The sequence below is a fragment of the Lactiplantibacillus mudanjiangensis genome (genome assembly GCF_005405385.1).
Classification (GTDB): domain Bacteria; phylum Bacillota; class Bacilli; order Lactobacillales; family Lactobacillaceae; genus Lactiplantibacillus; species Lactiplantibacillus mudanjiangensis.
The window spans coordinates 71,337-84,686 of record NZ_BJDY01000002.1 but is presented as its reverse complement, the minus strand read 5'-3'; the positions used below and the strand labels follow the sequence as shown (position 1 = coordinate 84,686).

17 protein-coding genes are annotated in these 13,350 nt (G+C 43.8%); 1 reads left to right on the top strand and 16 read right to left on the bottom strand.

Annotated elements, in window-relative coordinates; translation table 11 throughout:
• Positions 1-77: 77 nt before the first annotated feature.
• Both rpoZ and gmk read right to left on the bottom strand, forming a co-directional pair.
• A complete protein-coding gene (gene rpoZ / locus FFM84_RS01270) occupies positions 78-290 on the bottom strand; it encodes a DNA-directed RNA polymerase subunit omega (protein ID WP_130843804.1) in 213 nt (70 codons plus the stop codon).
• Positions 287-907, bottom strand: a complete 621-nt coding sequence (gmk, locus tag FFM84_RS01265; RefSeq protein ID WP_130843805.1) for a guanylate kinase — start codon at positions 905-907, stop codon at positions 287-289. Before gmk ends, rpoZ begins: the two co-directional genes overlap by 4 nt.
• Positions 908-1,108: 201 nt before the next feature.
• Here gmk and FFM84_RS01260 point away from each other — a divergent pair, with 201 nt between their 5' ends.
• The gene (locus tag FFM84_RS01260) at positions 1,109-1,447 is read left to right on the top strand and encodes a hypothetical protein (RefSeq protein ID WP_130843806.1); all 339 of its coding nucleotides are present in this window, start codon (positions 1,109-1,111) and stop codon (positions 1,445-1,447) included.
• Between the two features lie 162 nt (positions 1,448-1,609).
• Here the strand turns inward: FFM84_RS01260 and FFM84_RS01255 are convergent, their stop codons facing one another.
• The 14 genes from FFM84_RS01255 to efp all read right to left on the bottom strand — a co-directional run bounded on the left by FFM84_RS01255 (position 1,610) and on the right by efp (position 13,342).
• Entirely contained in the window at positions 1,610-2,263 is a 654-nt protein-coding gene (locus FFM84_RS01255) for an ABC transporter permease (RefSeq protein WP_130843807.1), read from the bottom strand.
• Positions 2,264-2,265: 2 nt separating this feature from the next.
• Positions 2,266-3,198, bottom strand: a complete 933-nt coding sequence (locus tag FFM84_RS01250) for an osmoprotectant ABC transporter substrate-binding protein (RefSeq protein WP_130843808.1) — start codon at positions 3,196-3,198, stop codon at positions 2,266-2,268.
• A gap of 13 nt (positions 3,199-3,211) precedes the next feature.
• Positions 3,212-3,841 (bottom strand): ABC transporter permease, encoded by a 630-nt coding sequence (locus FFM84_RS01245; protein ID WP_130843809.1) that lies wholly within the window; start codon positions 3,839-3,841, stop codon positions 3,212-3,214.
• Positions 3,838-5,043 (bottom strand): betaine/proline/choline family ABC transporter ATP-binding protein, encoded by a 1,206-nt coding sequence (locus FFM84_RS01240; RefSeq protein WP_306418170.1) that lies wholly within the window; start codon positions 5,041-5,043, stop codon positions 3,838-3,840. The genes FFM84_RS01245 and FFM84_RS01240 overlap by 4 nt, the downstream gene beginning before the upstream one ends.
• 214 nt (positions 5,044-5,257) lie before the next feature.
• Positions 5,258-6,952, bottom strand: a complete 1,695-nt coding sequence (recN, locus tag FFM84_RS01235) for a DNA repair protein RecN (protein ID WP_130843811.1) — start codon at positions 6,950-6,952, stop codon at positions 5,258-5,260.
• A 64-nt stretch (positions 6,953-7,016) separates the two neighbouring features.
• A complete protein-coding gene (locus FFM84_RS01230) occupies positions 7,017-7,475 on the bottom strand; it encodes an arginine repressor (protein ID WP_130843812.1) in 459 nt (152 codons plus the stop codon).
• A gap of 90 nt (positions 7,476-7,565) precedes the next feature.
• Positions 7,566-8,381 (bottom strand): TlyA family RNA methyltransferase, encoded by an 816-nt coding sequence (locus tag FFM84_RS01225; protein WP_130843813.1) that lies wholly within the window; start codon positions 8,379-8,381, stop codon positions 7,566-7,568.
• A gap of 14 nt (positions 8,382-8,395) precedes the next feature.
• Entirely contained in the window at positions 8,396-9,286 is an 891-nt protein-coding gene (locus FFM84_RS01220; RefSeq protein WP_130843814.1) for a polyprenyl synthetase family protein, read from the bottom strand.
• On the bottom strand, positions 9,279-9,518 hold the full coding sequence (locus tag FFM84_RS01215) for an exodeoxyribonuclease VII small subunit (protein ID WP_130843815.1): 240 nt from the start codon (positions 9,516-9,518) through the stop codon (positions 9,279-9,281). Before FFM84_RS01215 ends, FFM84_RS01220 begins: the two co-directional genes overlap by 8 nt.
• The gene (gene xseA, locus FFM84_RS01210) at positions 9,511-10,869 is read right to left on the bottom strand and encodes an exodeoxyribonuclease VII large subunit (RefSeq protein WP_130843816.1); all 1,359 of its coding nucleotides are present in this window, start codon (positions 10,867-10,869) and stop codon (positions 9,511-9,513) included. The genes FFM84_RS01215 and xseA overlap by 8 nt, the downstream gene beginning before the upstream one ends.
• Positions 10,862-11,722 carry a bifunctional 5,10-methylenetetrahydrofolate dehydrogenase/5,10-methenyltetrahydrofolate cyclohydrolase gene (locus FFM84_RS01205; RefSeq protein WP_130843817.1) on the bottom strand — a complete coding sequence of 287 codons (861 nt, stop codon included), beginning with the start codon at positions 11,720-11,722 and terminating at the stop codon, positions 10,862-10,864. The genes xseA and FFM84_RS01205 overlap by 8 nt, the downstream gene beginning before the upstream one ends.
• Positions 11,723-11,866: 144 nt before the next feature.
• Positions 11,867-12,286 (bottom strand): transcription antitermination factor NusB, encoded by a 420-nt coding sequence (gene nusB / locus FFM84_RS01200; protein WP_130843818.1) that lies wholly within the window; start codon positions 12,284-12,286, stop codon positions 11,867-11,869.
• The gene (locus FFM84_RS01195) at positions 12,283-12,741 is read right to left on the bottom strand and encodes an Asp23/Gls24 family envelope stress response protein (protein WP_130843819.1); all 459 of its coding nucleotides are present in this window, start codon (positions 12,739-12,741) and stop codon (positions 12,283-12,285) included. The genes nusB and FFM84_RS01195 overlap by 4 nt, the downstream gene beginning before the upstream one ends.
• A gap of 43 nt (positions 12,742-12,784) precedes the next feature.
• Positions 12,785-13,342 carry an elongation factor P gene (gene efp / locus FFM84_RS01190; RefSeq protein ID WP_130843820.1) on the bottom strand — a complete coding sequence of 186 codons (558 nt, stop codon included), beginning with the start codon at positions 13,340-13,342 and terminating at the stop codon, positions 12,785-12,787.
• Between the last annotated feature and the right edge of the window lie 8 nt (positions 13,343-13,350).

Here is a 13,350-nt window from a genome sequence, read left to right as displayed (position 1 = left end):
GAGTTGAAGCACCAAGACTGTGACCACAAAAAAAGCGTTCAGGCGATTTGCCTCAACGCTCATGTGTCAACTCAAGACTAGTCGACGTCTTTTTCATCGGGATCGATCATTAAATCGCCAGCCGCGATTTCTTCCATGGCCCGACCGATTGTTTTAACTGATTTGTATTCACTCAACATTGGGGCCGCACCGGCATCCAATTCATGCGCCCGTTTGCTGGCTAACATGATTAATGAGTAACGTGAATTAACTTGCTTTAATAAATCATCAACTGATGGGTATAAAATCAAGATTCTGCATCTCCTAACATTTCTTCATATTCTGGCATCACACGTTTAACACTGAAACGTTCACTGTGAATAATGGCTTTAATGCGTTCTGCTGCCAACGGTACTTCATCGTTGACGACCGCATAATCATAATTGCGCATCATTTTGATCTCATCAACAGCCTTCGCCATCCGCTTATTAATGACATCCATGTTATCGGTCCCACGACCAAATAATCGATGCTTTAATTCCATTAAATCAGGCGGCGTCAAAAAGATAAAGACACCATCGGGCATCTTTTCGCGAACTTGCATCGCACCGTTTACTTCAATTTCTAAGAAAACGTCTTTGCCTTCAGCTAAGGACTGCTTAATATATTTTAAAGGCGTGCCATAGTAGTTGTCAACATACTTAGCATATTCCAGCATGCCACCACTCTTGATTTCATCCTCGAACTCGTCTTTGGTTACAAAATAATAGTCCTTACCATTAACTTCACCTGGCCGCATTTGGCGGGTGGTCATCGAGACTGAATATTGAAAATCATTATCATCTGCGTCAAAAATTTCCTTCCGGACGGTACCTTTACCGACACCAGAGGGACCTGATAAGACGATTAACATGCCTTGCTTCGCCATGATCGTAAATTCCCCTTATTAAATATGTTTTAAAGATTATTTTGCACTTTTTTGCGTCACATTGCAAGCTTTATTACACGCTAATCCTGGTCTCCGACGCAATTGAACAATTAAAACAAACAGACGTTCGAAAATAATGCTTGCTTTTTAGAACGTTCGTTCGTATAATAGAAACACAAACAAATGTTCGAGGTGGCTATCATGCAAAACAAGCAAACTAGTAGTATCAAATATATTTCTCAAAATATCCATGCTTCTTATCGTCAATTTCTAACCGAATTGACCACGGCCGCCGAAGTGGAAGTGCCGTTACTACCCGTAATGCCCGCTTTTCAACGGACTTTGTTCTTAACACAAGCTCAAACACGCGACTACGCGGTGATGTTACAAATGAATCCAATGTTGACGCAAACACATCCCTACAATATTCACGGCCACTTACGAACCCTTGCTTCTGGCCAACTCGTTTTGATCAATCGTGCCAAGCATTTGACACACTTGATTGATCCCGATCAAATCCGCTACTTAAAGCGGGTCTAAACGTTAAAATTAACATTGCATCGAAAGATGAGATCAGCCTTAATAAAACCTTGCCTATTAAGTTGGTGTTTTTGATGCAAACAAAAAGATTGATGTTACAGTTCAACCGAACTTCCCTGAATGAGTTTGGTTGGCACCTGTAAATCAATCTTTTTTTATCGTTTATTTTTGCGTTGGATCAGCTTTCTTTTCAATCCAACCTAACACGGCATCAGAAATAATCGCCATCAACGCGGTTGGCAAAGCCCCCGCTAAGATAATGGCACCACCATCGGTTGCATTGGTTCCCCGAATGATGATATCCCCTAAACCACCAGCACCAACGAAGGTCCCAATCGCGGTAATCCCGATTGCCAAAACCAAGGCATTTCGAATACCGGCCATGATCACCGATAATGAAAGTGGTAATTCCACAATTCGGAGGACTTGCATCCGGGTCATCCCCATCCCTTTACCAGAATCCAAGACACTCGGATCAACGTTTTTCATCCCAGTATAGGTATTCTTGATAATTGGCAGTAACGCATAGAGGAAGACCGTCACAATGACCGTATTCACACCAAGACCCAAGCCAATCATAATAATCGATAACATCGCTAACGATGGCACCGTTTGAATCACGTTGGCAGCCGCGATGACCGTCCCACTCAATTTATGATGATGCGCAATGAAGATCCCAATTGGAATCCCGATAATTGCCGCAAACAACACGCCATAGATGGAAATCAAGAAGTGACGCATGAATTGGCTTAAGACGTAGACCCCATTTTGTTGGTAGTAATAGATTAATTGTTGCAGCATATTCATATTAGCCATGCTTACTTACTCCCTTCAAAATAGTTGTGCTTCTCAAGAAATTGCTTAGCAACCACTTCTGGTTCGACTAGGTTATTATCAACTTGGTAGTTCAAACTTTGCATCGTCTTCAGACTAATCTTGCCATTCAAACGTGATAAGATCGATTTCAATTCTGGATGTTGTTTTAAGACTTTATTCGTCGCCACCGCACTAGCATTGTATGGTGGGAAGAAGTTTTTATCGTCTTTCAAAATCTTCAGGTTGTAACTCCCAATTCGACCATCAGTTGAATACCCTAAGATGGCATCCATCTTACCAGATTCCAAGGCGTCATAGACTAACCCAATTTGCATTGGATAAGTCTTCCCAAATTTAAAGCCGTACAACTTCGAAAAGTCGGTATAACCATCGCCCTTCCGTTCCAGCCAAATTTGATCAAGTCCAACGGTCAGCTTTGAAGAAATTTTCTTCATATCACTAATCGTCTTCAAATGATATTTTTTGGCAGTCGCCTGGGTCACCATGAACGCGTACGTATCAGAAAACCCATAAGATGGGAAATACGTCATGTGATATTTAGAGTTAAATTGACGTTTAACTTTGGCATCAGTCGCTTTAACATTGCCACGGTCCGCTTTTTCACCTAAGATCGTGGTTAAATCGGTCCCAGTATAACGGATCGCTGAAATATCAGCTTGTTTATTCTTTAAGGCATTGAAACTAACTGTCCCAGAACCTAAGTTATTAATGATCGTCGTATTTAATTTCGAATAATGTTGAATCATATCCTGGATCATATACGCCATCACTTGTTGTTCAGTGGTATTTTGCGAGGCAATCCGAATCGTATCCGAAGACGTCCCTGCTAAGCCCGGGAAACCACAGCCCGCTAACAATAACCCACTCGCAGCCGTTGCCACGATGGCGAGTAACCATTTTTTAATTTTTCGCATGTCGTTGCCCTCCTTACGCGTGTGACGTCTTTGGGGTAACAACGGCTTCGAGTTTACCCAATAACCAATCAACAATTAACGCCAAAATAATGACGGGAATCGACCCACCTAAGATCAGATCAGTCCGATACAAATTCAAACCGTTGAAAATGAAATCCCCTAAACCGCCGGCACCAATATATGACGCTAACGCCGCCCACGCAATCACGTACGTAGCAGATAACCGAATCCCGGCCATAATGACTGGCGCCGCCATCGGCACTTCGACTTTAATGATCGACTGCCAGCCGGTCATCCCCATGCCTTTAGCCGCATCGATTAATGCGGGATTCACATCTTCCATCCCTAAATACGTATTGCGAAGAATTGGCAACAGCGAGTAAATAAATAGCGCAATAATCGCGGGAATGGCCCCGATCCCAAAGAACGGAATCATTAACGCTAATAAGGCCATTGCAGGAATCGTTTGGAGCATACTGGCAATCGCCATGACCACATTTGCAATGGATTTAACTCGTGTGAGCAAAATGCCTAGTGGCACCGCGACAATGATCCCTAACGCCAGTGAAAACGCTGAAATGTAAAGATGTTGCCAAGTTTTCAGCAATAATTGCATCCCATAAGTTTGTAAGAACGTGATCATTGCTGATCACCGCCTTCAGCGCCGGTTTGGTCAACCTCCGTTGCCGGCGTTTCATCGACATGATGAATGTTGTTAGATTCTTCATCTTCTTCTTCGTCACCCCAGAGGGCATCGTAGACAATATCAACTAACGTGGCCCGAGTCACAATCCCGACTAAACGATGTTGATCATCAACAACCGGAATATTCTTAAATCCACGTTTCAAGATCCGTTCAACCGTATCGCGAATCAAAGAATTAGATTGTACATAGAAAATATCACGATTCATAATGTCATCAACACTCGTTGCCGAATTGAAATTGTAGTCCACATCTTCAATACCAATCATGCCTTTTAAGATCCCAGCTTCATCCGTAACTAATAGTGAATCGACCCGTTTGTCATGCATCAACCGCAAGGCATCTGTTAATGACTTACCTGGCGTTGTGGCAATAGGGTTCTTCAGCATCACTTGGCCAACCGTCGTAATACTTGGACGAGCTTGGATCAATCGATCTTTCCCGATCAAGTTTTCAACGAATTCGTTGGCTGGGTGACGTAAAATGCCATCCGGTGTGTCAACTTGCATGATTTTGCCACCATCCATGATGACAATCCGCGTAGCTAATTTCAACGCTTCATCCATATCATGAGTGACAAAGACGAAGGTCTTGCCTAACCGTTCTTGCAAATCTTTGACTAAATCTTGTAAGGCTTCACGGGTAATGGGATCCAACGCCCCAAATGGTTCATCCATTAAAACCAAATCTTGGTTGGCCGCTAGCGCCCGCACAACCCCGATCCGTTGTTGTTGTCCACCAGATAATTCTGATGGATAACGATCCAAGTAGTCTTCTGGTAATTCGACTAACTTGATCATTTCTTTAGCCCGTTCATTCATTTTATCTTGGGGCCATTTTAATAGTTTGGGGACCAAGGTAATGTTATCGCGAATGGTTAAATGGGGCATTAAGCCGATATTTTGAATCACGTAGCCGATTTGGCGCCGTAGTTTAACAGCGTCCATCTTACTGATATCTTCCCCATTTAACTTAATTGTTCCCGAAGTCTGACTTAACATCCGATTAATCATCCGCATCGTGGTCGTTTTACCGGAGCCCGACGTCCCGATGAAGCAAACAAATTCACCCTTCTCGATTTCCATGTTGAAATCTTCCACCGCAACTTTGCCACCAGGATAAGTTTTATTCAAATGTTCCATTGTCAGAAACAACCTCATCACTCCAATCTTTTTGAAATTATAATTATTTTTTCTAAACAGTACACATTAAATCATAACTTATATTGAAACCCAATTGCAAACAACTCGTAATGGCGACCCGGTAAACGATGGTAAACAATCACTCACGAATGGCATGAGGACGCACAAACGGCCGAAATCAAAAAAAATTCCGGCCGTTCACTCTATAACGTACTTATTCAGCTTTTTCTTCACCAGCCAGCCGTAACAGTTCTTCGGCATGTTCAAGTGATAATTTCGTTACTTTAGTCCCTGCTAACATGCGCGCTAATTCTTGAACTCGTTCAGGATGCGCTAAGTGCGTAATGCTGGTTTTGGTCCGTTGACCCGTAATCTTTTTCGCGATGAAATAATGATGATCACTCATCGCCGCGACTTGTGGCAAATGCGTGATACATAGCACTTGAGAAAAACGGGCAATCCCACTAATTTTTTCGGCAATCGCTTGCGCCACTCGCCCACTCACTCCGGTATCCACTTCATCAAAAATGATACTCGTAATGCCTTGCGATTCAGAGAAAATCGTTTTCAAAGCTAACATCATCCGTGACAATTCCCCACCGGATGCAATTTTCGCTAATGGCCGCATCCGTTCTCCCGGATTGGTTTGAATATAAAATTCAACACTATCTAGTCCACTGCGATAAATTTGACCTTTAGTTGGCTTAAAGCGAACTTCAAAGACGGCCTTATCCATGTACAAATCTTTCAATTCTTGATGAATTTGTCGTTGCAACGTTTTGGCACACGTTCGCCGTTGATCGGAAAGCTTGTGGCCAATTTCCAGTAGGGCCGCTTGATGTTCCTTAACACGTTGGGCCAGGCCTTCACTGTTTTCTTCAGAATCGGTCATCTTGGCTAATTCATCCGAGATTTTTTGATAATAATCTAAAATCTGCTGTTCTGAATCGCCATATTTACGTTTCAATTGGCTTAACACGTCTAAGCGTTGTTCAATTTCATCTAAGCGCCCTTCATCAAACTCCTGTAAATCCAATTGATTTGAAATTTGTCCAGCTGCATCTTGCAAGCCGTAAAACGCATTCTTGACGTTGACCGTAATTTCATTGAAAGCTGGGTCCAAATTGGCAATGGGTTCTAACGCATGCATCGCCATCCCAACTGTATCAACCGCTCCAGTCGTCTCTTCACCAGCTGCTAATAAGGTATAACTTTGTTGTAAAGCTTGATTAATCGTTTGATAGTTATCGAGACGATCACGTTCAGCCGTCAAGTCAGCTTCCTCGCCAACTTTGACTTGCGCGCCTGCAATTTCTTCCACTTGAAAATTCAACATATCAAGCCGCTGAGCCCATTCTTTTTCGTTGGCATTCTTTTGTCGCAGTTCTTGATTAAGTTGCTGATAAGCGTCATATTCAGCGTTATATTGGGCTTTCAGTTTACGAATCTTTCCCGCCGCAAATTCATCCAGTAATCCCAGATGCTTTTCTGGTTGCATCAACTCTTGATGCTCATTTTGACCATGAATATCCACGATCGTTTCACCGATTTGTTTGAGCGTGGTCGTATTTACCAACATGCCATTAATACGACACGTATTACGACCACTTTTGGCAATTTCACGTTGTAAAATCACCGTATTATCGGCATGATCAATCCCGGCTTCATCCAAGAGTTGGGCCGTGACGCCATCTTTTGGTAAGACAAACATGCCTTGTAAGACGGCCTTATCAGCCCCCGTTCGAATGAACTCTTGTGAGCCACGACCACCAGCCAGGAGACCGACCGCATCAATAATGATCGACTTTCCGGCCCCAGTTTCCCCTGTTAGTACCGTCATGCCAGTTTCAAAGGCAATATCCAAATGTTCAATAATCGCAAAGTTGGTAATTGAAAGTTCTTGTAGCACGCTAAAACCTCCTAATAAAAACGACCTGCCACCAAAACTGTGTGCAGGTCGGTGATAACATGTTTTAGTTATCGCTTAGTAGTCGTTGAATCGTTTGTTGTAGCTCTAAAGTGGCGTCTAATGACTTACAAATAATCAAAACAGTGGCATCATCGCCGAGCGTCCCAAAGACGGTCTCGTAATGCATCGCTTCAATTAAGGTCGCTAACGCGGGCCCGTTGCCGGGTAACACTTTAATCAACACAAACTTATCCTGAGTCGCATACGAAACATAGGCATCTTTTAACGTGCGCCGCAATTTCTTTTCAGTGTCCATTTGCTTTTGGACCGGCATGCTGTAATGATAACCACCCGTTACCGAGGGGACCTTGACCAGCTGCATCTCTTTAATATCACGCGAAATTGTGGCTTGCGTCACTTCAATGTTTTCGGCGTGTAATAAGCGGACAAAGTCTTCTTGTCGTTCAATTTCGTTTGAACTCAATAATCGTTTAATGTAGCGTTGGCGCTCCTGCTTTTTCAACCGATCACCCCCGGCGTCGTCTAGTTATTGCTCTATATATTCATATAATAAGCTATTATGCATAAATATGAAAGACTCACCGGTAAAATTTTATTGATTTAATTGGTCATAAGCCGCTTGTTGCGTTGCGTCAATCGACACATTAGGCGCAATCGTGGCCGTTTCATCAGTGGCTTGCAAATGAATTAAAAATTCAATATTGCCTTCGCCACCCTTAATTGGTGAATAATCTAAGCCCAACACATTGAATCCTGCGGTTTGCGCAAAATCGACAATATCAGCTAAGACCGCCGTATGCACGGCATGATCACGGACAATCCCATGTTTACCAACATTTTCACGGCCCGCTTCGAATTGTGGTTTGATTAACGCCACGACTTCCCCACCATTGGCGATAATGCCATGTAGGGGTGGCAAAATTAAGTGTAACGAAATGAACGATACATCAATCGAGGCAAACGTTGGTTGACCACGATGAAAATCTGCTAATTTGCTATAACGGAAGTTGGTATGTTCCATGACTTCCACCCGGGGGTCTTGGCGTAACTTCCAAACAAGTTGATTACTGCCGACATCCAGGGCATAACTTAATTGCGCACCATTTTGTAACATGACATCCGTAAAGCCACCGGTTGATGACCCAATGTCTAACACGATACGGTCGGTAACATCAATATCAAAGCTTTTGAGGGCTTTTTCAAGTTTTAAGCCACCACGTGAGACATACGGCATTGGTTTACCCTTTAAATGCAATTCCGTTGTCACTGGAATCTTCATGCCCGGCTTGTCGAGACGTTCTTCATTGACGCCCAAAATTTCACCAGCCATGACGGCCCGCTTGGCTTTTTCACGGGTATCAAACAACCCTTGTTGTACTAATAATACGTCGATCCGTTCTTTTTCCATCTAATATATGTCCTCTAATTCGTAAAATACGTTAAAAACGATGCTAATAGATCCATTTTCGTTTGACTGGCAGCTTCAGCGCGATCTAAAGCAGCTGTGGCACTCGTCAGTGCCGTCTTAAGCGCCTGTTGTGCACCGTCTAAGCCTAATAATCCAGGATAAGTATTTTTGTGTTCGTCCGCATCTTTATGCGTGGCCTTGCCCATTTCGGCTGGCGTACTGGTAACGTCTAAAATATCATCATAAATCTGAAAGGCTAAACCAAACGCATCACCAAAATCAAGTAAAGCAGCCCGCGTTGCCGCCGAGACGTTGGCTTGAACCGCCCCCGCTAAAACAGCGTAATGGATTAAAGCACCGGTTTTGCGGCGATGTAAGTGTTGCAACTCGGGTAAAGCTAACGTCTGACCAGTCGACTTGACATCCGCAACCTGGCCAGCCACCATCCCTTGCGGACCAGCTGCTAAGGCTAATCCTAACGTTAACTGGGCAATCTGGTCAGCGGTTAGGCCGCTATCCGCCAACCATTGAAACGCCAGCGGTTGTAAGGCATCCCCTGCTAAGATCGCTAAATCTTCACCAAATTTCACATGACTCGTCGGTTTACCCCGCCGCAACGGATCATTGTCCATGGCAGGTAGATCATCATGAATTAACGAATAGGTGTGCAACAATTCCAACGCTGAACTGGCTCGTAACTCGGCCGCCGTAATTGGACAGTCAAAAGTTGCCAAAACGGCCAAACTCAAGAGCGGCCGTAAACGTTTGCCCCCGGCTAGCACTGAATAACGGATCGCCGCCGTTAAATCGGCACGATCACTGACCGTCCGCAAGCTTTCGTCTAAATACGTATTGATCCGTGGCACCCAGGTCGCTTCAAAACTCGTTAAAGTTGCCTTACTCATTGGCGTCAGAAGCTTTCGCATCTTCAAATGGCACTTCATTGCCATTTTCATCCATCATTTTCGTTAAGGTCTTTTCGGCCCCTTCCAAGGTTGCTTGTAATTGCTTACTCAAAGCGACCCCTTTTTGAAATTGATCTAAAGCTTGTTCCAATGGCACATCGCCAGATTCTAGTTGATTGACGATTGTTTCTAAACTCGTTAAATTTGCTTCAAATGTTGGTTGTTCAGCCATCTTGATTTCCTCCATCGACCTTGGTAATTTTAGCGGTCGCTTGACCATCCGCTAAGTGAATCTGTACCGTTGCATCCGGTGCCAATTGTTGCGCCGAACGTACAATTTTATCATCAGGCGGCGTGGTTACAAAGGCATAACCCCGTCCCATAATCTTCAGTGGACTCAATAAGTCTAGCGATTGCGCGGCACGAGCAAATTGTTGCTGCTTAGCGGTTAAGACTTGTTGTGCTCCCCGTTGCAAGCGTTGTTGTAAATTGGTAACTTGCGTCTCAGCTTGACGAACCCGATGAATCGGCGTTTGTTGGGCTAATCGTTGGGTCAACCGTTGGCTTTGCTGCGTCGCCTGTTGCACGTTTTGACTACCCGCTTGTTTCAACCGTTCCATTAAGAAATCCAGTTTTTGTAAATAGCCTTCGTATAATCGGTTTGGCTGGGTAAAGACGTAAGACGCCATTAATTTGGTTAATTGTTGCCGATCATGCTGGACAATATTTTGAAACGCATTAAAGACCCGGGTCCGATTTTGATTCAATTGTAGTAACACTTCGTTATACACCGGTACGGCTAGTTCTGCGGCCGCAGTTGGGGTCGCAGCGCGCACGTCGGCAACTAAATCTGCGATCGTCGTATCCGTTTCATGACCTACTGATGAAATCACCGGCAATGCGCTATCCGCAATTGCCCGGGCGACAATTTCCTCATTAAATGGCCACAAATCTTCAATCGAGCCACCACCCCGACCAATAATCAGCGTGTCAAAATTTCCGGCTTGATTAGCCCGGCTAATTTGTTGCGCAATATTAGCCGCCGCTGCATCCCCTTGAACTTGAGCGGGGTACAGCACGATTTGGGCGATTGGAAAACGTCGCCGTGTGGTCGTGATAATATCTCGAATCACGGCCCCACTGGGACTTGTCACCACCGCAATTCGTTTTGGAAAGCGTGGTAAGGCCTTTTTCGGTGCACTAAACAAACCTTCCGTTGCTAATTTTTTCTTTAATTGTTCATAGGCTTGGTATAAAGCACCCACGCCATCTGGTTCCATGCGTTCCACATAAATCTGGTAACTGCCGCTAGGTTCGTATAATCCAATCCGACCAACGACTAAGACTTTCATCCCCTCTTCGGGTTGAAATTTCACTTTGGCAAACGCCGAGCGAAACATAATCGCTGAAATCTTAGCATGATCATCTTTTAAACTAAAGTATTGATGGGCATTAGCCCGAGGCCGAAAGTTAGAAATTTCGCCAGTCAAATAAACTTTGCCTAAATACGGATCAACTTCAAATTTACGTTTAATATACTGTGTTAGCGCTGAAACCGTCAAATAATCTTGACTGTCACTCACTTAAATCACTCCACTTTGCTAATTCCACCGTGGTTTGCATTAATGTGGCAATGGTCATTGGCCCTACACCGCCAGGAACAGGCGTGATAAAGCCTGCTACCCCCTGAGCTGAGTCAAAATCAACATCACCCACTAATTTACCATCGGCATCACGATCCATCCCAACATCAATTACCGTGGCCCCAGGTTTAATATCAGCACCAGTAATCAAATGGGCAATCCCCGTCGCCACCACTAAGATATCGGCCGTCCGAGCCAATGCCTTTAAGTCTTTAGTCCGACTATGCGCAACGGTAACCGTGGCATTGGCATTCGTTAATAACGCCGCCATTGGTTTGCCGACAATCGTGCTTCGGCCAATCACCACGGCTTGTTTACCGGCGGGATCAATCCCATATTCGGCTAATAACGTCATAATCCCACGAGGCGTATTGGCTACCGGATAGTTGCCAGGAAAATTCGTGATTAATTTTCCCATATTGGTTGGATGGAAACCATCAACATCTTTTTTTGGATCAATAGCCATAGTGATTAACGGTTCATTAATCTGCTTGGGCAATGGCGATTGGACTAAAATACCATGAATTGAGGCATCCGAATTATATTCAGCAATAATTGATAGTAGTTCGGCTTGCGTCGTGGTGACAGGCAACTGACGGACCACCGAATGCATCCCTAACTTGGTTGCTTTCCGATTCTTGTTCCGCACATAGATCTGACTGGCAGGATCTTCACCAACAATGATTACCGCAATACCGGGTTTAATACCTTGTTGTTCGAGTTCTGCAACCGCGGTTTGGGTTGCTGCATTCACTTTTTTCGCAACTGCTTTACCATCAATAATTGTTGTCACACGCGCCACTCTCCTTCGTTTGTCTTTTTTCATTTTAGCATAATCCGACCCGCGATAAATAGCCGTTTTCCTAAGAAGTTTATAAAAAAAGTCTGGCAAAATGCCAGACTTTCATCGTTGAACAGTTTATTGTTCGGTTTTAGACTAAATGGATTCGCGACCGACTGTCTTACCTAAGACACCACTCACGAACTTCCGTGACCGTTCATCGCTAAAAGCCTTCGTCAATTCGATGGCTTCATTAATCGCAACTTTATCGGGCACATCATCCACATAGGTCAATTCAAAGAATGCAAGCCGCAAGATAATTAAATCGGTTTTTGCTAACCGATCTAACGACCATGCTTGGCTCAAATATGGTTGAATCTGAGCGTCTAATTCCGCTTGATGTTCTAAGACGCCGGTTACCAACGTGCTTAGATAACTTGGAATTTCAATTTCAGCGTTATCATCAGGATTCAATAACTGTTGGAATAACTGATCTTCATCAGCATCCGGATTCGCATTCAAGGCAAATAAAGCTTGAAACGCTTTTTCACGGATTTCATGACGCGTTAAACTCAAGATTCTTCACCATCTTCATTTTCATCTACTTCAGGGTCTTCATCACCGAAAAGATTGTTCGGATCAATCGTGCTTTCCGTCTTTTCGGTTACAATCCCGGTAATGTGGACGTTAACTTCATTCAAAGCCAAATCAGTCATAAACAAGATTTGTTGTTTAACTTTATCTTGAATGGCTAAAGCCACCTTAGGTACGGAAACACCGTAGTTTAGGTAGGCATAGACATCAACACTGATTTGATCATCGACAATCGTTAACTTAACCCCTTTACCAAGGCTCTTTTTACGACCGAACAACTCATTTACACTGGAAGAAATCGAGCCACGCATCCGGTTAACGCCATCAATTTGGCTGACCGCGATACCAACGATTATCTCAAGCACTTCGGGTGCAATTTGAATTTGTCCTAAGCTGGGTTCTTTACTTTTTAACGTAATATTGCTACTTTCAGCCATTTTGACATTCCTCCAATTCCATGTTTGTCGGTTCTAAATTAATTTAGGCCCGAGAAACGTAGGTGCTATCAACGGTGTTGACGATTAATTTTTCGCCCGCTTTAACGAAGAATGGCACTTGAATAATCGCACCAGTTTCCAAGGTAGCTGGTTTTGAACCACCTGAAGCTGTATCACCCTTGATACCTGGTTCAGTTTCAGCAACTTCCAACGTTACCGTGTTAGGTAATTCAATCCCTAATACTTCACTGTTGTATAACGTTACTTGAACTTCCATGTTTTCCTTCAAAAACTTCAATTCATTTTGAATGTTTTCGCCAGGAATTTCAATTTGTTCGTAAGTATCCGTATTCATGAAGACATAGCTGTCACCATCAGCGTACAAGTATTGCATCGTACTCTTTTCGATTTGAGCTTGTTCCATCTTAGCACCGGCACGGAAAGTCTTATCTTGAACGGCACCAGTCCGTAAGTTCTTAAGCTTTGAACGAACAAACGCGCCACCCTTACCTGGCTTAACGTGTTGGAATTCCAAAATCCGCCAAATCGCATTGTCCACTTCAATTGTTAAACCGTTTTTAAAATCTGCTGTAGAAATCATTGCAAGTT